At 56.1% G+C, this 22,941-nt stretch carries 21 protein-coding genes; 6 read left to right on the plus strand and 15 right to left on the minus strand.

The features are described 5' to 3' along the window. Position 1: 1 nt before the first annotated feature. Entirely contained in the window at positions 2-850 is an 849-nt protein-coding gene (apaH, locus tag QRN24_RS12345) for a bis(5'-nucleosyl)-tetraphosphatase (symmetrical) ApaH (protein WP_025205445.1), read from the plus strand. Between the two features lie 39 nt (positions 851-889). Here the strand turns inward: apaH and folA are convergent, their stop codons facing one another. The 8 genes from folA to QRN24_RS12385 all read right to left on the minus strand — a co-directional run bounded on the left by folA (position 890) and on the right by QRN24_RS12385 (position 11,158). Then, positions 890-1,369 carry a type 3 dihydrofolate reductase gene (gene folA / locus QRN24_RS12350; RefSeq protein ID WP_008502023.1) on the minus strand — a complete coding sequence of 160 codons (480 nt, stop codon included), beginning with the start codon at positions 1,367-1,369 and terminating at the stop codon, positions 890-892. Positions 1,370-1,483: 114 nt separating this feature from the next. After that, the gene (gene kefC, locus QRN24_RS12355) at positions 1,484-3,349 is read right to left on the minus strand and encodes a glutathione-regulated potassium-efflux system protein KefC (RefSeq protein WP_284942754.1); all 1,866 of its coding nucleotides are present in this window, start codon (positions 3,347-3,349) and stop codon (positions 1,484-1,486) included. Beyond that, complete coding sequence (gene kefF / locus QRN24_RS12360; protein WP_020882557.1) at positions 3,342-3,872, minus strand: glutathione-regulated potassium-efflux system oxidoreductase KefF; 531 nt, start codon at positions 3,870-3,872, stop codon at positions 3,342-3,344. The genes kefC and kefF overlap by 8 nt, the downstream gene beginning before the upstream one ends. Positions 3,873-3,977: 105 nt before the next feature. After that, a complete protein-coding gene (locus tag QRN24_RS12365) occupies positions 3,978-4,211 on the minus strand; it encodes a YgdI/YgdR family lipoprotein (protein WP_151888026.1) in 234 nt (77 codons plus the stop codon). A gap of 138 nt (positions 4,212-4,349) precedes the next feature. After that, positions 4,350-7,574 carry a carbamoyl-phosphate synthase large subunit gene (gene carB, locus QRN24_RS12370; RefSeq protein ID WP_014168589.1) on the minus strand — a complete coding sequence of 1,075 codons (3,225 nt, stop codon included), beginning with the start codon at positions 7,572-7,574 and terminating at the stop codon, positions 4,350-4,352. An 18-nt stretch (positions 7,575-7,592) separates the two neighbouring features. After that, positions 7,593-8,741 (minus strand): glutamine-hydrolyzing carbamoyl-phosphate synthase small subunit, encoded by a 1,149-nt coding sequence (gene carA / locus QRN24_RS12375; RefSeq protein ID WP_020882556.1) that lies wholly within the window; start codon positions 8,739-8,741, stop codon positions 7,593-7,595. 454 nt (positions 8,742-9,195) lie between these two features. Next, complete coding sequence (dapB, locus tag QRN24_RS12380) at positions 9,196-10,017, minus strand: 4-hydroxy-tetrahydrodipicolinate reductase (protein WP_025205454.1); 822 nt, start codon at positions 10,015-10,017, stop codon at positions 9,196-9,198. Between the two features lie 133 nt (positions 10,018-10,150). Beyond that, positions 10,151-11,158, minus strand: a complete 1,008-nt coding sequence (locus QRN24_RS12385) for a LacI family DNA-binding transcriptional regulator (protein WP_020882554.1) — start codon at positions 11,156-11,158, stop codon at positions 10,151-10,153. 188 nt (positions 11,159-11,346) lie between these two features. Between QRN24_RS12385 and QRN24_RS12390 the strand changes: the two genes are divergently transcribed. The 5 genes from QRN24_RS12390 to QRN24_RS12410 are packed head-to-tail and all read left to right on the plus strand — an operon-like array spanning position 11,347 to position 15,650. Further along, complete coding sequence (locus QRN24_RS12390; protein ID WP_284942755.1) at positions 11,347-13,089, plus strand: class I mannose-6-phosphate isomerase; 1,743 nt, start codon at positions 11,347-11,349, stop codon at positions 13,087-13,089. A gap of 2 nt (positions 13,090-13,091) precedes the next feature. After that, entirely contained in the window at positions 13,092-13,520 is a 429-nt protein-coding gene (locus QRN24_RS12395; RefSeq protein WP_284942756.1) for a PTS sugar transporter subunit IIA, read from the plus strand. A 9-nt stretch (positions 13,521-13,529) separates the two neighbouring features. Further along, positions 13,530-14,024, plus strand: coding sequence for a PTS sugar transporter subunit IIB (locus QRN24_RS12400; RefSeq protein ID WP_047955032.1), 495 nt, complete (start codon positions 13,530-13,532; stop codon positions 14,022-14,024). Positions 14,025-14,034: 10 nt separating this feature from the next. Continuing rightward, the gene (locus QRN24_RS12405) at positions 14,035-14,832 is read left to right on the plus strand and encodes a PTS mannose/fructose/sorbose/N-acetylgalactosamine transporter subunit IIC (RefSeq protein ID WP_025205460.1); all 798 of its coding nucleotides are present in this window, start codon (positions 14,035-14,037) and stop codon (positions 14,830-14,832) included. Beyond that, a complete protein-coding gene (locus tag QRN24_RS12410) occupies positions 14,832-15,650 on the plus strand; it encodes a PTS system mannose/fructose/sorbose family transporter subunit IID (RefSeq protein WP_059306837.1) in 819 nt (272 codons plus the stop codon). The genes QRN24_RS12405 and QRN24_RS12410 overlap by 1 nt, the downstream gene beginning before the upstream one ends. Before the next feature lie 26 nt (positions 15,651-15,676). On the opposite strand, the gene QRN24_RS12415 is transcribed toward QRN24_RS12410, so the two are convergent. The 7 genes from QRN24_RS12415 to ribF all read right to left on the minus strand — a co-directional run bounded on the left by QRN24_RS12415 (position 15,677) and on the right by ribF (position 22,936). Then, positions 15,677-16,447 carry a glucose-6-phosphate isomerase family protein gene (locus QRN24_RS12415; protein WP_284942757.1) on the minus strand — a complete coding sequence of 257 codons (771 nt, stop codon included), beginning with the start codon at positions 16,445-16,447 and terminating at the stop codon, positions 15,677-15,679. Continuing rightward, positions 16,440-16,994, minus strand: a complete 555-nt coding sequence (locus QRN24_RS12420) for a glucose-6-phosphate isomerase family protein (protein ID WP_032681684.1) — start codon at positions 16,992-16,994, stop codon at positions 16,440-16,442. Before QRN24_RS12420 ends, QRN24_RS12415 begins: the two co-directional genes overlap by 8 nt. Before the next feature lie 158 nt (positions 16,995-17,152). Next, a complete protein-coding gene (gene ispH, locus QRN24_RS12425) occupies positions 17,153-18,103 on the minus strand; it encodes a 4-hydroxy-3-methylbut-2-enyl diphosphate reductase (RefSeq protein ID WP_025205467.1) in 951 nt (316 codons plus the stop codon). A gap of 1 nt (position 18,104) precedes the next feature. Then, complete coding sequence (gene fkpB / locus QRN24_RS12430; RefSeq protein ID WP_020882546.1) at positions 18,105-18,554, minus strand: FKBP-type peptidyl-prolyl cis-trans isomerase; 450 nt, start codon at positions 18,552-18,554, stop codon at positions 18,105-18,107. A gap of 92 nt (positions 18,555-18,646) precedes the next feature. After that, complete coding sequence (lspA, locus tag QRN24_RS12435) at positions 18,647-19,147, minus strand: signal peptidase II (protein ID WP_020882545.1); 501 nt, start codon at positions 19,145-19,147, stop codon at positions 18,647-18,649. Further along, positions 19,147-21,963, minus strand: coding sequence for an isoleucine--tRNA ligase (ileS, locus tag QRN24_RS12440; RefSeq protein WP_284942758.1), 2,817 nt, complete (start codon positions 21,961-21,963; stop codon positions 19,147-19,149). Before ileS ends, lspA begins: the two co-directional genes overlap by 1 nt. A gap of 34 nt (positions 21,964-21,997) precedes the next feature. Then, complete coding sequence (gene ribF, locus QRN24_RS12445) at positions 21,998-22,936, minus strand: bifunctional riboflavin kinase/FAD synthetase (protein ID WP_014168574.1); 939 nt, start codon at positions 22,934-22,936, stop codon at positions 21,998-22,000. Positions 22,937-22,941 lie beyond the last annotated feature (5 nt).

Consider the following 22,941-nt stretch of genomic DNA (forward strand, 5'->3'; position numbering starts at 1 on the left):
AATGTCTACATATCTGATTGGCGACGTTCACGGTTGCTACGATGAACTGATCGCATTGTTAAAACAGGTCGACTTTACGCCTGGACAAGATACGCTCTGGCTGACGGGCGATTTAGTGGCGCGTGGCCCTGGCTCGCTGGACGTTCTACGCTTCGTCAAATCACTGGGCGACAGCGTGCGCATGGTACTGGGCAACCACGATCTGCATTTGCTGGCCGTCTTTGCCGGGATCAGTCGCAACAAACCCAAAGATCGTCTCTCGCCTTTGCTGGAAGCCCCGGACGCGGATGTTCTCATCAACTGGCTACGCCGCCAGCCGCTGCTGCAGATCGATGAAGAGAAAAAACTGGTCATGGCGCATGCCGGGATCACCCCTCAGTGGGATCTTGAGACGGCGAAAACCTGTGCGCGTGACGTTGAAGCGGTGCTGGCAAGCGACTCGTATCCTTTCTTCCTCGACGCGATGTACGGCGATATGCCGAATCACTGGAGCGAAGATCTTAGCGGTCTGGCCCGCCTGCGCTTTATTACGAACGCTTTCACCCGCATGCGTTTTTGCTTCCCGAACGGGCAGCTGGATATGTATTGCAAAGAGACACCGGAAAGCGCCCCTGCGCCTCTTAAACCGTGGTTTGCCATTCCCGGTCCGGTGACCAACGCCTATAACGTGGTGTTTGGCCACTGGGCGTCGCTTGAAGGAAAAGGCACACCGGAGGGGATCTACGGTCTCGATACCGGCTGCTGCTGGGGTGGAGAGTTAACCTGCTTGCGCTGGGAAGATAAAACGTATTTTGTTCAGCCATCCAACCGACAGCTGGACTTAGGGGAAGACGAGGCCGTTGCTTCCTGATGAGGATTTCCCTCCCCCGGACGGGAGAGGGACATTCACTTAGCGACGTTCCAGAATTTCGAAGCAGTAGCTGTGGGAGTTCTGCGCATCCGCGTCGTGGAATTCACTGAAGACAGATTCCCACTCATCAGGATCGTAGTCCGGGAAATGCGTATCCCCTTCCACTTCCGCATCAATATGGGTCAGATACAGCTTCTGTGCTTTCGGCAGGAACTGTTCGTACACACGCCCACCGCCAATCACCATGATCTCCTCGGCATTACCGCATGCGGCAATGGCCTCGTCTACGGACTTCACCCATTCGACGCGATCGTCAGTGCCAGGCTGGCTACTGATAACGATATTTTTACGGCCCGGTAATGGACGACCAATCGACTCCCAGGTCAGGCGGCCCATCACTACCGGCTTGTTTAACGTAGTACGTTTAAACCATGCGAGATCGGCAGGCAGGTTCCACGGCATGGCATTTTCCATACCGATAACACGGTCCACCGCCAGCGCTGCAATCAGACTGATCATTGAAAATTTCCCGGATGCAAAAAATTGCCGCCACTATACGGAAAGCTTAATCTTTCGTCGACTGGCGGCTGAGTAAAGATAGAGAAATTTTTTAATATTGCTGGCAACTCCACTTCACGCGGAAGGTTTACTCTCCGGTTCGTCCCCCGGATCGCCGGTATGCTTGCCCTCTTCCGTGCCCTGCCAGCCGTGACGCTGGATAAGCGACAGGTGATTGCGGTCCTCGTTAATGATTTCCGTCAGCATCGCGCTGGTGCGTTTAAACACCGCTGCACGCTCGGTGGCTGTGCTGCCCGCCATCGCCACCATCTCTTCCACCATCTCGGTGTTAAAGCGGCGGAACAGGTCCGCACGTTCACGGGCTTCATAGGCACCTAGCCCCAGATTTTCCAGCGCCATCCGGCCAGACTTGAGCGCACCTTCGAACGTTTCACGCTCTGGCGCCTCCACACCTGCCTGACGCAGCCGGATGTAGTGATCCACATCGCGGGCGCGAGAGATAATGGTCAGCTCGGGGAAGTGTTCCTTGACCAGCTCCACCATCTGCATGCTGGTCTCCGGATCGTCGATTGCGTTAATCAACACTTCGGCTTTCGCCGCCCCGGCGGACTCCAGCAGATCGACACGCGTTGCATCCCCGTAAAACACTTTCATGTCGAATTTCCGCAGGGTCTCAACATGGTCGGGATCGTGGTCGAGGATCACCATTTTGACCCCGCTCGACAACAGCAAACGGCCCACGATCTGCCCGAAGCGACCAAACCCGGCGATGATCACCCGTGGCTGCTCCTCGTCGATCTCGTCGGCTTCGCGTTCTTGCTCGCTCCCCGTTTTTTCCAGACGCGCCAGCACCACCAGCAGAACAGGCGTTGCGGCCATCGACAGTGCGACGGCAAGCGTCAGCGCTTTCGCCCACTCAGCATCCAGTACGTTGGCCATCTGCGCCGCGCCAAAGACCACGAATGCAAACTCACTCCCCTGCCCCAGCAGTACGGCAAACCAACGACGCTGCTTGTTGGGCACCGTTAATGGACGCGCTATCAGCCACAACATGCCCATCTTAATGACCAGGAAACCGACCAGCAGGATGAGGATCCGAAGCGGATGCGTTACCAGTGTGCCAAAGTCGATAGACATCCCCACGCCGATGAAAAACAGCCCCAGCAATAATCCCTTAAACGGCTCGATATCACTTTCCAGCGCATGGCGATATTCAGAACTGGCCAGCAGCACCCCTGCCAGGAACGCCCCCATAGCCATCGATAGGCCGGCTTCCTCGAGCAGCAAACCAAAGCCAAACACCAGGAACAGCGCAACGGCACTGAAAACTTCACGCAGGCCGGAGCGAGCGACAAAGCGCAGCAACGGACGGGTCACGTAGCGGCCAAGCAGAATAACCAGCGCCAGGGCACCAACCACTTTCAGCGCGGAAAGCGCAAAAGCTCCCATGGTCGTTGAGGCACCGCTTGCGGCCAGCAGCGGGATCATCGCCACCAGCGGGATGGCGGCAATATCCTGGAACAGCAGCACCGAAAACGCGCTGCGCCCCATCTGAGAGACCGTCAGGTTGCGCTCGTTCATTGCCTGCATGGCAATGGCCGTAGAGGAGAGTGCCAGCGTCAGGCCGATGAGAGTCGCGACTTTCCAGTCCATGCCCAGCAGGATACAGAACCCGCCCAGCAGCAAACCACAGGCCACCATCTGCAACGCTCCCCCACCAAATACCGAAGCGCGCAGTTTCCATAACCGCCGGGGATCCAGCTCCAGGCCAATTACAAACAGCATCAGCACGACGCCGATCTCAGCGAAATGGAGAATCGCCTCGGCATCGGTCACCAGACGGAAGCCCCACGGTCCAATGACACAGCCGGCAATGAGGTAACCCAGCACCGAACCCAGCCCCAGACGTACCGCCACGGGTACAATCAGCGCAGCCGCGCCGAGGTAAATCAGCGCCTGTATCAGCGTATGGCTATCCATTGTTCGCCTCCTGCCACTCAAGTAACCGTTGTTTATAATGGCGTGCCTGCGCCTGCAACGTCTCATCATCGCAAACGAACGTACAGTGCATCGCAAAAGGAGGGAGCCAGTTCAGCCCACAATAGAGCGCCGTCGCCTGCAGCGGCTGTGACAGCACCTCAAAGCCCGGGAAAGCACCAATATCGAAGTGGCTTTCTCCCCCGCCGGTGGTCACGGCCCACATCAGGCTTTTGCCTTTAAGCGCGTGACCGTTGTGGCCATACGCCCAGCCGTGGGAAAAGACTTTATCGATCCACAGTTTGAGGAGCGGAGGGGTGCTGTACCATTGCATCGGATGCTGCCAGATAATTAAATCGGCACGAGAGAGCGCCTCCTGTTCGGCGGCGATATCGATATTAAAATCGGGATAAAGTTGATAGAGGGAACGTATCTCTACGTTATCAAGCGTCCTTACCTGCTCAAGCATCCGTTTATTTGCATGCGAGTGATGCGGATACGGATGTGCGTAAATTATCAGAATCATTAATTAGCCTGTTGTTTTACTGCCTTCTTTTACCAAAAGAGTGTAGTCAGTAATTCAACAGGCTAATAGTGAATATTATTGACGGGCTAACGTCAGAAATCTGAACTAGTTATCCAGTTCGCCCATGGATTTCACCTGGTCACGGTTGATCTGTTCAGTTTGACCCGTTTCGGCGTTTTTATAGGAAACCAGACCGGTGTCATCATCGACCTGCGGCTTACCGTCAGTCACTATCGTACGGCCATCCGTGGTTTTTACTGCCTGATTGGATGAACAGCCCGCAATGGTAAACATGGCGGTGGCAGCCAGAACGGACGCGATCAGTAGTTTATTTTGCATGGTGTTTTCCCCTGCTCTCAGTTGAATTTCGTTATCGACCTAACCATTTTAGGCTAACTGACTGAATGCGGTTGGAAAACCAGAAGGTTCTGAAGGTAGGAATAATACCCGGCAGCGAATACTGCCGGGCATGTTGGCTTACTTGTTAATCTGGGCGTGCATTTCCTGAACGGAAATCACCTTCTCGGTGGCATCGGCGTTCAGTGCCATCGCGGTGGCGAAACCACCGTTCAGGGTGGTGTCGTAATGCACTTTGTACTGCAGCGCGCTGCGGCGAATCAGCTTGGAGTCTTCAATCGCCTGACGACCTGCGGTGGTGTTAATGATGTAGGTGTATTCGCCATTCTTGATGCGATCCTGAATGTGCGGACGACCTTCATGCACCTTGTTCACCAGACGCGGATTAATGCCCGCTTCACCCAGCACAATGGCCGTGCCGTGGGTTGCATCCAGCTCGAAGCCCTGTTTCAGCAGCTTAGCCGCCAGGTCAACCACGCGCTCTTTATCGCCTTCGCGAACAGAGAGCAGCGCACGGCCAGATTTTTTCATGGTGGAGTTACTGCCTAACTGCGCCTTCGCAAACGCTTCTGCGAAGGTGCGGCCCACGCCCATCACTTCCCCGGTAGAACGCATTTCTGGCCCTAACAGCGGGTCGACGCCCGGGAATTTGTTGAACGGCAGTACCACTTCTTTCACCGAGTAGTACGGTGGGATAATTTCTTTCGTCACGCCCTGCTGTGCCAGCGTCTGGCCCGCCATCACGCGCGCCGCCACTTTCGCCAGCGGAACACCGGTAGCTTTAGAGACGAACGGTACGGTACGTGCTGCACGCGGGTTCACTTCAATCAGGTAGACTTCGTTGTCTTTGACAGCGAACTGGACGTTCATCAGACCGCGAACCTGCAGTTCGAAGGCCAGCTTCTGCACCTGCTGGCGCATCACGTCCTGAATTTCCTGGCTCAGGGTGTACGCTGGCAGGGAACATGCGGAGTCACCGGAGTGAACGCCTGCCTGTTCGATGTGCTCCATGATACCGCCAATCAGCACCATTTCGCCGTCACAGATGGCATCCACATCCACTTCAACGGCATCGTCGAGGAAGCGGTCGAGCAGAACCGGCGCATCGTTGGACACGCTCACTGCCGTCTGGAAGTAACGACGCAGATCAGCTTCGTCGTAGACGATTTCCATCGCGCGGCCGCCCAGCACGTACGAAGGACGTACCACCAGCGGGTAGCCAATCTCTTTCGCCTTCTCAACAGCCATCTCGATAGCGGTGACGGTGGCATTGGCCGGCTGTTTCAGCTTCAGACGGTCAACCGCCTGCTGGAAACGCTCACGGTCTTCTGCACGGTCGATTGCATCCGGGCTGGTACCGATTACCGGCACACCAGCGGCTTCCAGCGCGCGCGCCAGTTTCAGTGGGGTCTGGCCACCGTATTGCACGATTACGCCTTTAGGCTTCTCGATACGCACGATTTCCAGCACATCTTCAAGCGTTACCGGCTCAAAGTAGAGGCGGTCGGAGGTATCGTAGTCGGTCGACACGGTTTCCGGGTTACAGTTGACCATGATGGTCTCGTAACCGTCTTCGCGCAGTGCCAGGGAGGCGTGAACGCAGCAGTAGTCAAACTCGATGCCCTGGCCGATACGGTTAGGACCGCCGCCCAGCACCATAATCTTGTCGCGGTCGACGGACGGATTCGCTTCACACTCATCTTCATACGTGGAGTACATGTAAGCGGTGTCGGTCGCGAACTCCGCTGCACAGGTATCCACGCGTTTGTAGACCGGGTGCAGGTCATACTGGTCACGCAGCTTGCGGATTTCCGCTTCACGTACGCCCGCCAGTTTGGCCAGACGCGCATCGGCGAAGCCTTTACGCTTCAGTACGCGCAGGAAGTCAGCGTCCAGGCCATTGATACCCAGGTCCGCGACTCTTTCTTCCAGACGTACCAGCTCTTCAATCTGCACCAGGAACCAGCGGTCGATGTTGGTCAGGTTGAACACGCCATCAACAGAGAGGCCCGCACGGAACGCATCGGCGATGTACCAGATACGCTCTGCGCCTGCGTCCTTCAGCTCGCGGCGAATTTTGGTCAGCGCTTCAGGGTCTTCCAGACTCACTTTCGGGTCAAAACCCGTGGCCCCCACTTCCAGGCCACGCAGCGCTTTCTGCAGGGATTCCTGCTGAGTACGCCCAATCGCCATCACTTCGCCAACAGATTTCATCTGCGTGGTCAGACGGTCGTTTGCGCCGGCGAACTTCTCGAAGTTAAAGCGAGGGATCTTGGTCACAACGTAGTCGATGGACGGCTCGAAGGACGCTGGAGTGCGGCCACCGGTGATGTCGTTCATCAGCTCATCGAGGGTATATCCCACCGCCAGTTTCGCGGCCACTTTCGCAATCGGGAAGCCGGTGGCTTTCGAGGCCAGCGCGGAGGAGCGAGAAACACGCGGGTTCATTTCGATAACAATCAGGCGACCGTTTTTCGGGTTCACGGCAAACTGAACGTTAGAGCCACCCGTTTCTACGCCGATTTCACGCAGTACCGCCATCGAGGCGTTACGCATGATTTGATACTCTTTGTCGGTCAGCGTCTGGGCTGGCGCTACGGTGATGGAGTCGCCGGTGTGGATACCCATCGCATCGAAGTTTTCGATGGAGCAGACGATGATGCAGTTGTCGTTTTTATCACGCACCACTTCCATCTCGTACTCTTTCCAGCCAATCAGCGATTCATCAATCAGCAGCTCTTTGGTGGGGGAGAGATCCAGACCGCGTTCACAAATCTCTTCGAACTCTTCGCGGTTGTAGGCGATACCGCCGCCGGTGCCACCCATGGTGAAGGATGGACGGATGATGCACGGATAACCAACGTCAGCCGCCACGGCCAGCGCTTCTTCCATGGTATGTGCAATACCGGAACGCGCGGTGTCGAGGCCGATTTTCTTCATCGCCACGTCGAAGCGACGGCGATCTTCAGCTTTATCAATGGCATCGGCTGTCGCACCAATCATGGTCACGCCGAACTCTTCCAGCACGCCCTGACGCTCCAGCTCCAGCGCGCAGTTCAGCGCCGTCTGGCCGCCCATGGTAGGCAGAACCGCGTCTGGACGCTCTTTTTCGATGATTTTGCGTACCACTTCCCAGTGAATCGGCTCGATGTAGGTTGCATCAGCCATTTCCGGGTCGGTCATGATGGTGGCCGGGTTAGAGTTCACCAGAATAACGCGGTAACCCTCTTCGCGCAGGGCTTTACACGCCTGGGCACCGGAGTAGTCGAATTCGCAGGCCTGGCCGATCACAATCGGGCCAGCGCCAAGGATCAGGATGCTTTTTATGTCTGTACGTTTTGGCATGGTCTTCTCGGCTCCTGATTATTTAGCGGTCTTACGGTATTGCTCAATAAGTTCGATGAAGTGATCGAACAGCGGCGCGGCATCGTGCGGGCCCGGGCTGGCTTCAGGGTGGCCCTGGAAGCTGAACGCTGGCTTATCGGTACGATGAATCCCCTGCAGGGTGCCATCGAAAAGAGACTTGTGGGTCACGCGCAGGTTAGCAGGCATTGACGCCTCATCCACTGCGAAGCCGTGGTTCTGTGCCGTAATCATTACCGTGTTGTTATCGATATCTTTCACCGGGTGGTTCCCACCGTGGTGACCGAACTTCATCTTCACTGTGTTAGCACCGCTCGCCAGCGCCAGCAGCTGATGACCCAGGCAGATGCCGAATACCGGGATATCGGTTTCCAGGAAGGATTTGATGGCGTCGATAGCGTAATCGCACGGTGCCGGGTCGCCAGGACCGTTGGACAGGAAGATACCGTCCGGATTCATCTTCAGTACCTCTTCAGCAGAGGTTTTCGCCGGGACGACCGTCAGGCGGCAGCCGCGGTCGACCAGCATACGCAGGATGTTGCGCTTGGCACCAAAATCGTACGCCACCACGTGGAATGGCAGGTCGCTCTCTTTTTTCGCTTCCGGCAGGTCTCCCGCCAGCGTCCAGCTTCCCTGCGTCCAGCTGTAGGCTTCTGCTGTGGTCACTTCTTTCGCCAGGTCCATGCCGTTCAGACCCGGGAAAGCTTTCGCTTTTTCCAGCGCCAGGGCTGCATCGAGGTTATCTCCTGCGATGATACAACCGTTTTGTGCACCCTTCTCGCGCAGCAGACGCGTCAGCTTACGGGTATCAATATCAGCAATCGCCACGATGTTATGGCGCTTCAGGTAGGAAGAGAGGTCCTCGGTATTGCGGTAGTTGCTGGCAATCAGCGGCAGGTCGCGAATGACCAGGCCTTGCGCATGTACCTGAGAGGATTCTTCGTCAGCAGCATTGGTGCCGACATTGCCGATATGAGGATAAGTAAGAGTAACGATTTGGCGAGAATAGGAAGGATCAGTGAGGATTTCTTGATAACCGGTCATTGAAGTATTGAAAACGACTTCCCCAACCGCCGAACCCGTTGCCCCTATGGCCCGACCGATAAACTGGGTTCCGTCTTCCAGAACCAATAGCGCTGACTTAATCAAAACACCCTCCAGAGAATATTCACTCACTTTATTTGCATATTAATTCATAACCGCGTCATAAATCAATGCAAATGTGTTGCCAGCGGATTTTTGGCAAACGGCGGCATTCTGGGGATTTGGTGGCTAAAAGTCAACTTAAAACGGAGATTTGTCATATTCTTTTGCGAGCCTGAGAGAGGCAGGAGAGCTTAAGCGGCAAAAAGATCAGGTAAATCACTGCGGGAAACGCTTGCGCGGCAAGTTTAATGGAAAAGACTGCTTCGTGGCATCAAAAAGTGGACCAGACGGTCAAAATTTACATTCAGATAACACAAAACACGTGGAATAGATGAACTTTAGTGTATAAATTAATAAAATTACTATGAAACACATAAAATAAAAGGGCAATAAAATATTGCCCTATGCAATCAAAGCATTACGACTGCAATAACCACATCACGATGGGTAATAACGGTTACAAATTGTTGAGATCGAGCACATCTCGCATATCAAAAAGACCATTTCCCTTGCCTTTTAACCACAAGGCGGAGCGTACAGCGCCATTTGCAAACGTCATCCGGCTGGATGCCTTATGCGTAATCTCGACGCGTTCCCCAATATCGGCGAACATCGCCGTATGTTCGCCGACGATATCGCCCGCGCGGACGGTAGCAAAACCAATCGTGCCGGGAACACGTTCACCGGTGTGCCCTTCACGGGCGTAGACCGCGCAGTCTTTCAAATCTTTATCCAGTGCATGAGCAATCGCTTCCCCCATCGCCAGCGCCGTACCGGATGGCGCGTCGACTTTATAACGATGGTGCGCTTCAACAATCTCAATGTCGGTATAACTGCCCATGACCTTCGCTGCCTTCTCCAGCAGCTTCAGCATGACGTTCACCCCCACGCTAAAGTTTGCGGCGAAGACAATCGCAATCTCGTGTGAGGCATCCTGAATGGCCTGCTTCCCGGCATCATCAAAACCGGTGGTGCCGATCACCATTCCTTTACCGTGCTGACGGCAAAATGCCAGATGCGTGAGCGTGCCTTCCGGACGGGTAAAATCGATGAACACATCAAAGTCATCTTTTACCGCCTCCAGGCTGCTCTGCACGGTAACGCCTGTCTTACCCGCGCCCGCCAGCTCACCCGCGTCAGCGCCAAGCAACGATGAGCCGTCACGCTCCAGCGCCGCGCCCAGTGCCACGCCATCCATCTGTAGTGCCGCCTGAATCAGCTGGCGACCCATACGTCCACCCGCGCCCGCAATGGCGACACGGATCTGTGCATCATGCATAGTTATTCTCTTACGTTAAAATGATGTAAACCGTTTTCAGATTAACCAGCCTTTGCAGATGCTGCCAACTGAAAACGACGATAATTAGAATTTAATGATAAACAGGAAGAAATATCAGCAAAAGGCATAATCTTCAGCGAAAACCGCATGATTCACGGACCACCAGCGCGGGCGGTAAAATAATGCGTTTCGCCGGCTCCCGGTTCCCCTGTATCCGGCTGAAAAGCAGCTCGCCGGCCTTACGCCCTATCTCCTTCGCGGCAACGGAGACGGTAGTCAGTGCAGGCTGTACCAGCCCGGCCTCGGTAATATCGTCAAAGCCCACCAGGGCAAAATGACGTCCCGGCTCGCGTCCCATTTTGCGTAAACACTGCATAACGCCAAGGGCAACAATGTCCTGGTAACACACTGCCGCGGTAATCTGCGGATGGTTCATCAACAACGCTTCCGCCACGCGTGCGCCATCACTCTGGCTTGCCTGTGAGGTGACGATCCATTCGGGATTCGGCGTCACACCATACTCCAGTAATTTACTGGTAAATCCGCCGATACGCTGAGCGCGAGACCCCGAATTCAGGCTACCGCCGATAAAGGCAATCTGACGATGCCCCATCCTCAGTAGATGCTCTGTCGCCATTTGGGTGCCAAGGAAGTTATCGGTTCCCACAAAATCAAAGTCCGGATCGTTTAGCGGTCGCACGACCATAATTGCCGGAATATTGCGTCGCTTAAGACCATCGAAAAAGGCCTGCGGGGTTTCTCGCGCGGCACACAGCACCATGCCACAGACGTTGTTACGCATCAGCGAATCCACAAACTTTTGCTGTCGCTCGGACGACTCTTCGCTGTTTGCCAGAAACAGCAGAAGGTCGTGGCGTTCCATCTCATGGCTTAGACCTGCCGTCATTTCGCCATAAAAAGGGTTCGTGATGTCATGCAACAGGAGCCCCACCTGATTACTGCTGCGGTTTCGCAGGTTGGCTGCCGTCTGATTGTAAACATAGCCCGATTCATCCAGCGCCTGAAGTACGCGCTCCCGGGTCCGTTGCGAGATCCGCCCTTTATTACACAGCACCATTGATACGGTGGCGGTTGAAACCCCGGCGCGTTTTGCCACATCAGCCAGCGTGATACCCGTCATGATCGCTCCTTGTCGTTCACATCAGATTAATCGAATAACCTCAATTTTGCACTTTTGCGCGTGAGCCTCTTCACATAATGGCCGCCTTTTCGCCACTTATCGCCAGAACTGGCGGGTTAATCGCGTTAATCATCCTTCCCAAACAAGGTTAATCGAATAACCTTAAGCAACGAAGACGGAGAGAAAAGATGGCAACTTACGATAAATTCCCGGAAGTCGCAGTAGAGGGGTATGACGATTGTGCCTGGCAGGGCTGGGACGCGATTGTGCGCGAGCTTACCCGCAGAGCGGGTCAATATACACGCACCGTGCTGGTCATTGACTGCTACCCCGGCGTCAGGCTGGAGGAACTGGAGACAAAACTGCTGCCAGCATTGGGGGCCACGCTGACGCTCAATGCCGAACGGATGCGTCTCGACGAACACGCTTTAAGCCGGTTGCTGGCCCGACATCTCACTGACGACCGCGTCTTCGGCGTGCTCTCCTGCCACCAGCTCGAGGAATTCATCGACCCGGTGAAACGCGAGGCGTTGCAGGCGCAGGTCGAACGGTGCCGCGAAGGGATAATCGTTATTTACGGGCCGGGTGCCGCGCTGGTTAATGCAGGCGATATTCTGGTCTACGCCGATTTACCGCGCTGGGAGATCCAGCAGCGCATGCGCAGCGGTGAACTGGCTAACTGGGGCGCGGCGAACCAACACGAGGATATTCTGCGTCGCTACAAACGCGCCTTTTTCATTGAATGGCGCGTATTCGATCGTCACAAAACCCCGCTGCTACGGCGTACTGATTATCTCCTGGATACCACCCAGGCGGATAATCCGGCCATGGTCGGCGGCGATGCACTGCGCGCCGGGTTGCAACACACCACCCAACGTCCTTTTCGTGTAGTGCCCTTTTTCGACCCCGGCGTCTGGGGCGGACAATGGATGAAACAGAAATTCGATCTCGATCCCTCTGCGCCTAACTACGCATGGTGTTTTGACTGCGTGCCCGAGGAAAACAGCCTGTTGCTTCGTTACGGCGCGGTGCGGATCGAGATCCCCTCTCAGGATTTGGTGCTGCTGCATCCCCGGGCGCTGCTGGGTGAAAAAGTGCATGCCCGTTTTGGCGCGGAATTTCCCATCCGCTTTGACCTGCTTGATACCCTCGGCGGGCAGAACCTGAGTTTTCAGGTGCATCCGACCACGGAGTACATACAGCAGCATTTTGGTATGCATTACACCCAGGATGAGAGCTATTACATCCTTGAGGCAGAGCCAGGGGCTCAGGTGTATCTGGGTACCCGAACGGGTACCCGGCCCGAAGAGATGCTGGACGACCTCAGACGGGCCAGCCGCGGTGAAAAGCCGTTCGACGACGCCCGCTTCGTCAATCATCTTGCGGCGAACAAGCACGATCATTTTTTGATCCCCGCCGGTACGGTTCACTGTTCTGGAGCAGGAACCGTGGTACTTGAGATCAGCGCCACGCCTTACATTTTCACCTTCAAGCTCTGGGACTGGGGACGGCTGGGGATGGATGGGCAGCCCCGCCCGGTTCATCTGGCGCATGGCGAAAAGGTGATCGACTGGCAACGCGATACGCAGTGGGTCGAACAGCATCTTGTGAATCAGTGTGAACCCCTCGGCGAAGGCACCGGCTGGCGCGAAGAGCGGACCGGGCTTCACGAACGTGAATTCATCGAAACGCGTCGCCACTGGTTCAGTGAACCGGTGACGCACTCCCCCCACGGAGGCGTGAATGTCCTTAATCTTGTTGAAGGTGAAGAGGCGACGGTAGACAGCCCCGGCGGCGCATTCGCCCCGTTCGTCGTGCACTACGCAGAAACGTTTATCGTCCCCGCTGACGCAGGCGAATACCGTATTTCTCCGTCAGGGCCGAGCTGCGGTAAATCCATTGCCACCATTAAAGCCTGGGTAAGAGGTTAACCATGATTCACATTATTGTGGCGACACACGGCCCGCTGGCCACCGCCCTGCTGGAAAGCGGAAAAATGGTGTATGGCGATCTTCCTCATCGACAGGCGGTATGTCTGAACGCACAGGCTGGCATAGCGGGGTTTCGCCGTGATTTCGCTGCGGCATACCACCGCGCAGATGCGGGCGCAGACGGCATCGTCGTCCTGTGCGATATGCAGAGCGGAACGCCCTGGAATGTGGCCTGCGAATACGCGTTTAATCCCCAGACGCACCCGCCGGTCGCCGTGGTGGCAGGAGTCAACTTCCCCATGCTCTTGCTCACCGACGACATCCTGATGGCCCGGGATGTCCATGCCGCCGCCGCGCAGCTCATCGCATTAACGCAGCCCACCCTGGTTCAGGCAAAACGGGTGGAATCCGCCCAGAACGACGATTTCTAAGGAGCTTATATGAGCATTTCGTTTGTACGTATTGACGACCGGGTGATCCACGGGCAGCTCGTCACACGCTGGGCCAAAGAGCTGCCCTGTGATGGCATCGTGGCAATTGACGATGCCGTCGCGGCCGATCCGCTGCTCTCGTCGGTAATGAAAGGCGCGGTGTCAGATACCAGAGTGTGGCTGTTCGATACCCTGACCGCCATCGAAAAGCTGCCGAAAGTGATTGCCAGCGATAAGCGTTACTTCGTGATTGGCAAATCGCCTGTCACCTTGCAACGTCTTGAACAGGCTGGCATAAGCCTGAAGAGCGGCAATGGCAAAATTAACGTCGGGCCAATGAGTGCCCGCGCCAACACCATCACCATTGGCCCTAATCAGTCCGTAACGCCAGAGGAGGCAGCAGCCTTTGACTGGCTGACTGAACAGGGGCATGCCATCGAGTTTCGTCTGGTGCCCGATGCCAGTTTTTACAGCTGGCAGGACGCCCGGCAAAAACTGAAATAAGGAGCGCATGATGATTTTCGAAGCTTCTCTCATCGGTCTGCTTTGCTATCTCGGTGCACTCAGTAGTCCCTGGCTGTTTGGCCTGACGGGAGGCTGGTATCTCATCTCCCGCCCGCTGGTTTCGGGGATGCTGGTGGGCCTGATTCTGGGCGACGTTAAAACCGGGATCATGATTGGTGTGGCGGTGCAGGCCGTTTATATCGCGATGGTCACCCCCGGCGGTTCAATGCCTGCCGATCTCAATTTTGTCGCTTATCCTGCTATCGCGTTGGGGATTCTGTCGGGCAAAGGGCCAGAGGTGGCCGTGGCGCTGGCGGCGACCATTGGCATTGCCGGAACGATACTGTTTAACGCCATGATGGTATTGAACTCGTTCTGGAACCACCGCGCCGACGTGGCGCTTGAGCTCGGGGATGAGCGCGGAATTTATCTTAACAGCGCGGTCTGGCCGCAGGTGATGAACTTTGTTCTGCGCTTTGTGCCGACGTTTATCGCCGTCTATTTTGGCGCGCAGTACATCAGCGGGTTTATGGACAGTCTGCCCGGCATCGTGCTTTCGACCATGAACGTGCTGGGGGGCATCTTACCGGCCGTTGGGATCGCCATCCTGCTTAAGCAGATCATCAAAAGCTACAGCATGCTGATCTACTTCCTGGTGGGCTTCATATGCATTGTGTTCCTGAAGCTCAACATGGTGGCGCTGGTGATTGTGGGCGCCCTGCTGGCGTTAATTCATTACAACTACAAGCCGGAAGCGCCGCAGGCTGTCACGCCGGGTAGGCCCGCCGACGATGAGGATGAATTCTGATGGAAGACCGTAAACTGACCCGAAAAGATCTGCGCCGCTGCTGGCGAGCGTGGATGATGCATAACCTCTCTTCGATGAGCTTCGAGCGTCTGGAATCGTTCGGCTTCTGTCTGAGCATGTTACCGGTCGCCCAAAAACTCTACCCGGATGCCGCCCAGCGCACCGAGATGCTGCGCCGCCACGCCTCGTTTTACAACACGGAGCCGCAGATCGGTGCCATCGTAAACGGTATGGCGCTTGGGCTGGAAGAGAAAAAAGCCAACGGCGAGCCCATTGATGGCGAAACGATCAATACCCTGAAGGTGGGGCTGATGGGACCAATCGCGGGGATTGGTGACTCAATGATCCCCGGCATGCTGATCCCCATTTTGCTGAGCATCGGTATGGCGCTTGCCGCCGGAGGAAATGTTCTTGGCCCGTTGTTCTACACCGTCGCCTGGCTGGCCATCATTATCCCGGGATCCTGGTTTCTGTTTCTGAAAGGCTATCAGATGGGCTCAGGGTCGGTCGAGATGCTGGTGAGCAGCAAGTCAACGCGACTGCGCGAAGCTTTGTCTCTGCTGGGTGTATTTGTGATGGGCGGCGTGGCGGCAAGCTACGTTAAGCTGGGCACCGGACTGGAATTTATCACCCGTGACGGGGTTAACATCCATGTTCAGCAGATGCTTGACGGTATCTTCCCGCAGCTATTACCGCTTCTGGTGGTTCTGGGCACCTGGTATCTGATGGCGAAACGTGGCGTCTCCCCGGTCAGGGCCATGATTGTGCTGCTTGCGCTGGCGGCGCTGGGCGTCGCATCAGGTCTGTTTGCCGGATAAGACAGCCGGGGCAATGCCCCGGTTTTTTATGGGTGGAAGTTATGCCACAGTTCGGCCACTTTATCCGGGCGAGAGATAAACTGAAAGCGAGCAGGATCGGCAATAAATTGAGTATAGACAGGCTCATCCGTCAGGCCGAATTCGCTGTAGCGACGCGGTGTGATCATCTGTAGCCGCCCCGGCAGATAATGCGTGTTGTGCTGCCAGATGATATGGCTCCCCTGCAGCAGCGGATACCAGGCCAGTCCTTTACGCGCCCGCACGGCATCATATTCAAAACCATATTCCCTGTCGCACCACGCACCGAAAGTCAGCGGTTCATCCGGCGAGGCAGAGATAGTGGCATGCCCCCAGCCAGGCGGAACCAGCACCTTTTCGCCCGGCCCGGCCAGTACGGCGAAACAGCGCCCGGGATCGTCCGCAACATACTCCTGCATATAGATAATGGCGCGCCCCTGCCAGATTTCATACAGCTCGGGCGGAGACCATCCGCTGTGACGGCTTTTACGGTGAACATGCCCCTGGCTGCGGATCGGCTCTTCACCCAGCGTTCCCGTCGCGTAGGTCACGACCCCAAACAGCAGCATGCGTTTTTTCAGCTCCTGCCGGTCTGCCAGACGGGCGACATCCATCGCAATAGCATAAACGTCTTCCGGCCCTGAGCAGTCAGGGTCCCGTAACGACGCGCGAATCTCATTAAGCGTACGGATCTCTGGCATCGGGCCAGTGACGTCCTCACCGTAGCTGAACCCCAGCGGGTGTCGGGTGATGGTCATGTCGAGCCCAAAGTTATCCATTCTGAACCTCCCAGCCACCGTCAGTGGCCAATACCCGCACGGCAAAACCGTGGGGTAACGCGGCATAGTCGTGTCCGGCGACGGCGGGCCAGACCGCGAGTGAAGAGAGCGTGGTCTCACCGGTATTGATTAAACGGTGGGCGGTAAAAGGCGCAATAATATGGACGGATCCCGGCATCACGCACTCCAGACGGGTTTCGCCGGATGTCGTCTGGAGTAAAAGCAGGCCACTTCCCCGCAGTCCAAAATAGACTTCGCCCTGTTCACGACGTTGATGAAAATGGCCGCGGGTCATAAAGAATTCCCGGCCGATTTTACCTGCATGTAAATGGGTAACGCCGACAAACAACGCCCCTTCCTGTGCAGGCGATTCCAGCATTTCGACGTCATACACCGTCTGATGCGGATCGCATTGTGCCCAGGCGTCTCGATCGGCAAACAAACCATTGAGATCGGCAAGGCGTGTGGATTTAAGAATAAGTGCGCCGCGGGCAAGTGTACCACTGGCCCAGGCCACCAGAGGCGGCAGGATAATATCTGAAGTCATCGTCTTCTCCGGCCCGAGGAGAACAACCCGCCCAGCATAACAATTTAAACGATTAACCTGCGCATCAAAGGCGCAATGTGTCAGGTGAATCACAGTTAATCAGCAATAAAAATGCCGGCCACTGACGTGGCCGGCATTCGGGTCATGCGCGAGGAAACTTACTCGACTTCGCGTGCGTCGATACGCAGCTCTTTCGGGACCTCGAAAACAATATTCTCTTCGCGTCCTTCCAGCGGGACCGCTTCGCCGCCGCCCAGTTCCTGCAGACGGGAAATCACGTTCTGCACCAGGATATCAGGTGCCGAGGCGCCGGCGGTTACCCCGACACAGGCCATGTTTTTCACCCACGCTTCCTGGATATCGCTGGAATCATCAATCAGATAGGCCGCTTTCCCCATTCGCTGCGCAAGTTCAGCCAGACGGTTGGAGTTAGAGGAGTTTTTCGAACCGACAACCAGCACCACGTCCGCCTGTTCAGCCAGAGCACGCACCGCTTCCTGGCGATTGGTGGTGGCGTAGCAAATGTCGTCCTTACGCGGGCCGACGATTTTCGGGAAGCGCTGACGCAGGGCGTCAATCACGTCCGACGTATCGTCAACGGAGAGCGTCGTCTGGGTCATAAACGAGAGACGCGTTTCATTTTTGACGTTCAGCGTAAACACATCTTCCGGCGACTCCACCAGGTACATCCCCCCTTCCGGGTTGCTGTACTGGCCCATGGTACCTTCGACTTCCGGGTGGCCGGCATGGCCAATCAGGATCGACTCTTCACCACGACGGCTGGCGCGCGCCACTTCCATATGCACTTTGGTCACTAATGGGCAGGTGGCGTCGAACACGGTCAGATCGCGGCTTTTCGCTTCGTTACGCACCGCTTGAGAAACCCCGTGTGCGGAGAAAATCAGGATCGCGCCGTCAGGCACTTCGCTGATCTGCTCAATGAAGATCGCGCCACGCTCGCGCAGGCTGTCGACGACATAACGGTTATGCACCACTTCGTGACGCACATAAATCGGCGCGCCGTAAATCTCGAGCGCGTTTTCAACAATGCTGATAGCGCGGTCTACACCGGCGCAAAAGCCGCGCGGGTTAGCCAACAGGATCTGCATTTCAGGCCTCCAGTACCGGATCGATCTCCAGCACTTCAATATCAAAATGGACGGTGCGCCCGGCAAGCGGATGGTTGAAGTCAACGGTGATGGAGTCACCATTGATTTCGCGGATCACGCCAGGCATTTCGCTGCCATCCATAGCGGTAAAGAGCATGATCGCCCCGATTTCCGGCTCACCTGCATCCATAAACTCGCGGCGCGAGAAGTACTGAACAAGGTCCGGGCTTGGCACGCCAAACGCGGCATCCGGCTCCAGCGAAAATGCCTTTTTCTCGCCTTCTTTCAGGCCAAGCAGCTGTTGCTCAAGACCTTCAGACAGGGAGGTGTCGCCGAGACGAAACAGGGCGGGTTTGCCGTTATTGCGGGTGGATTCAGCCGTGGAGCCATCATCCAGTTTCAGCGTGAAATGAACGAGAACCGCGCTGTTGCTCTGTACGGATTTAGACATGCAAATTGCTCGCTTGTTTTGACCCACCGGTAAGAGACGGCAGGCCAGACATTCTGTAGGCCGGGGGCGCATGCGCCACCCGGCATTTACATTTAAGCCTGTTTCTTCGCGGCCGCGTTCGGCAAGAAGCCTTCCAGCACGATTAACGCCGCGCCGATGCAAATTGCGCTGTCGGCGAGGTTAAAGGTCGCGAAGTGCCAGTCGCCGACATAGAAGTCGATCATATCGACCACAAAGCCGTGCCACAGGCGATCAAACAGGTTGCCCAGCGCGCCACCGATAATCAGCGCATAGGCGATGTTATTTAGCTTTTGTGTTGCCTTCGAACGGTACATCAGCAGCGATAGCACCACACAGATACCGATAGCGATACCTGCAAAGAACCAGCGCTGCCAGCCACCGCTGTCAGCAAGGAAACTAAACGCCGCACCGTAGTTACGTGCGTAATGCAGGTTAAGCGACGGGAACAGCGACACCGTCTCCCCCAGAGCAAAATTCTGGAGGATCAGGAACTTGCTGCCCAGATCGATAATCAGCACTACCACCACCAGCCACAGCCAGCGCAGTCCTGTTGAACAGAGAGTTTTACTCATCAGGCAAACTTACGTTTCTCGCCGTCACCGGCGACGTTGCTGACACAGCGTCCGCAGATATCTGCGTGTTCCGCCACCTGGCCGACATCAGTGGTGTAATGCCAGCAACGCGGGCATTTATCACCTTCGGCTTTGCTCAGTGCGACTTTCAGTCCTTTGAGCAGTTCGCTCTGCTGTGCATCAGCAGACGCCTGGGCATAATCCGCAACTTTCGCACCGGAGGTCAACAGGACAAATCGTAATTCATCGCCCAGCGCCGTCAGTTTCGCCGCCAGCTCTGGCTCGGCGTACAGGGTAACTGCCGCTTCCAGCGAGCCGCCGACTTTCTTGTCAGCACGCGCCTGCTCGATAACCTTGTTCACTTCGCCACGCACTTTCAGCAGATCGTCCCAGAAGGCATCGTTCATCGCTTCGGTGCTGGAGAGATCGAACAGACCTTCATACCACTCGCCGGTGAAGACATACTTCTCACGGTCGCCTGGCAGGTAACCCCAGATTTCATCTGCGGTGAAGGACATGATCGGTGCCATCCAGCGAACCAGCGCTTCTGCGATGTGGAACAGCGCAGTCTGGCAGCTACGACGCGCCACGCTGTCCGCTTTCGCGGTGTACTGGCGGTCTTTGATGATGTCGAGGTAGAACGAGCCCATCTCGATGGAGCAGAAGCGCATCAGGCGCTGCACCACTTCGTGGAAATCGTAAGATTCGTAAGCCTTCAGGATATCTTCCTGTGCCGCTTTCGCGCAGCCTACCGCCCAGCGATCCAGCACCACCATCTCTTCCGGTTTCACCATATCTTTTACCGGATCGAACCCGTTCAGGTTCGCCAGCAGGAAGCGCGCGGTGTTACGGATACGACGATAGCTGTCGGCAGCACGTTTCAGGATCTCGTCCGACACCGCCATTTCGCCGGTATAGTCGGTAGAAGCAACCCACAGACGCAGAATGTCCGCGCCCAGTTTGTTCATCACATCCTGCGGAGAGACGGTGTTACCGATCGATTTAGACATCTTACGGCCCTGACCATCCACGGTGAAACCGTGGGTCAGCACCTGGCGATACGGTGCTTTACCTTTCATGGCGGTGGAAATCATCAGCGATGACATGAACCAGCCGCGGTGTTGGTCAGAACCTTCCAGGTACATATCTGCCGCGTGGCCGGCAAATTCCGGACGCACGTCAACAACAGACGCGTGCGTTGAACCGGAGTCAAACCACACGTCCAGGGTATCAGGCACTTTCTCGTAGTTGTCTGCATCAGCGCCCAGGATGTCGCGGGAATCGAGATCCCACCATGCCTGAATGCCGTCAACTTCTACACGCTTCGCGACTTCTTCCATCAGTGCCAGAGTGTTCGGGTGCAGTTCCTGTGTCTCTTTGTGCACGAACAGAGACATTGGTACGCCCCAGGTACGCTGACGGGAGATACACCAGTCAGGACGGTTAGCGACCATGGATTCAATACGCGCCTGACCCCAGTCCGGGATCCACTGCACGCCTTTGATCTCTTTCAGGGACTGCTCGCGCAGGCCTTTCTGATCCATGCTGATGAACCACTGTGGGGTCGCACGGAAGATGATCGGTGATTTGTGACGCCAGCAGCACGGATAGCTGTGCTGCATTTTCTCAACGTGCAGCAGCGCGCCGCTGGTGCGCAGCATGTCAACGATGATGTCGTTCGCTTTGAAGACGTTGATACCGTCCAGCGCCGGGTAGGTGCCTGGCAGGTAAGAACCGTCAGGACCCACCGGGTTAGCGATTTCAAGACCGTATTTCAGGCTGATGCTGTAGTCGTCAGGACCGTGACCACCGGCGGTATGAACCGCACCGGTACCGGCTTCCAGGGTTACGTGATCGCCCAGAATCGCAGGCACATCGAAATCCAGGAACGGGTGTTTGAAGCGCATCAGCTCCAGCGCGTCACCTTTCACGGTGCCCAGCACGGTGTAGTCGGCGATGTTCGCGCGTTTCAGCACGCTTTCAACCAGATCTTTCGCCAGGATCAGCGCCTGACCGTCAACCTGCACCAGCGCGTACTCGAACTCACCGGACAGGGAGATCGCGCGGTTTGCTGGCAGCGTCCACGGGGTGGTGGTCCAGATAACCAGCGAGATGGGGCCATTGACAGAGGTCACGCCAAATTTGGCTTTCACCGCCTCCTGATCGACCGTGTGGAAGGCCACGTCGATAGACGGAGAGGTTTTGTCGTAATACTCCACTTCCGCTTCTGCCAGCGCAGAACGGCAGTCCACGCACCAGTGCACCGGCTTCGCGCCTTTGTGCAGATGGCCGTTACCGATGATTTTACCCAGCGCACGGATGATGTTGGCTTCGGTTTTGAAGTCCATGGTCAGGTACGGACGTGACCAGTCACCCAGCACGCCCAGGCGGATAAAGTCCTGACGCTGACCGTCAACCTGCGTGGCAGCGTATTCGCGACATTTTGTGCGGAATTCTGCCGCGGTGAACTTCTCACCCGGCTTACCAAACTCTTGCTCAACTTTCAGTTCGATTGGCAGACCATGGCAGTCCCAGCCCGGAACGTAAGGCGAGTCATATCCCGCGAGGCCTTTGGACTTCACGATAATGTCTTTCAGAATCTTGTTTACAGAGTGACCAATATGAATGCTGCCATTCGCATATGGAGGGCCATCATGCAGAATGAAGGTTTTTTTGCCTTTTTTGGCTGCACGGATGATGCCGTACAGGTCATCATCGGTCCAACGCGCCAGCATTCCCGGTTCGCGCTTGGCGAGATCGCCGCGCATCGGGAACCCTGTTTCCGGCAAATTCAGGGTTGATTTATAGTCACTCATCAGATTCTCGGTTCCGTATTTTTCACGTAGGCATTTAAGCCGGGTTTACTCGCCCAAAAAACTCGCGGGCCGTTAATTCATCTCGCGCGATTTGCGCCTTTAGTTCATCCAGCGAAGCAAATCGCTGCTCATTGCGTATTTTTTTACGCAGTATCACATCTATATGGCGACCATAAAGGTCCATTACAACGTCCAGCAGGTGCACTTCTAATTGTTGACGAACACCGGCGACTGTAGGACGTGTGCCAATATTGGCGACACCGAAATACGGTTTATCGCCAAGACCAGCCACTTCCACCGCATATACCCCTTTAACCGGGGAGACCTGACGACGTAGCGGTATATTCGCCGTCGGGAAACCTATGGTGCGGCCCAGCGCATCGCCATGGACCACACGACCTGAAATGCTAAACGGATGTCCCAGCAGCGTTTCCGCCGTATCCAGTTCATCGTTGGCCAGCGCCTGACGCACCGCAGTGCTGCTAACCCGGACGCCGCCTTCGCAAAAGGTCATTGCGCTGGTGACATCAAAGCCGTACTCGAGGCCAGCCTTCTGTAATAGCAAGAAATCGCCCTGACGACCAGCGCCAAAGCGGAAATCATCACCCACGGCCAGAAACTGCACGCCAAGGCGCCTGACCAGCAGGTCACTGACGAAATTTTGTGCTGTGAGCGCGGCAAAGCGGCGATCGAAACGCACGCACAATACGTAGTCCACCCCGGACTCTGCCAGGTAGCGCAACTTCTCGCGCAGGCGAGTGAGGCGAGCCGGTGATTTATCGCCGGCAAACAGCTCCAGCGGCTGCGGCTCAAAAATCATCACTACAACGGGCAGGCCACGCGCCTCCCCTTCTTTACGCAATCCCTGCAGCAGCGCCTGATGACCACGATGCACGCCGTCGAAATTACCAATGGTCAGCACGCACCCGTGCGGTGCTCTGCTGAGATTATGTATGCCGCGTATCAGCTTCATGTCTG

The sequence above is a fragment of the Enterobacter sp. MEB024 genome, assembly GCF_030209635.1.
GTDB classification, from domain to species: Bacteria; Pseudomonadota; Gammaproteobacteria; order Enterobacterales; family Enterobacteriaceae; genus Enterobacter; species Enterobacter ludwigii.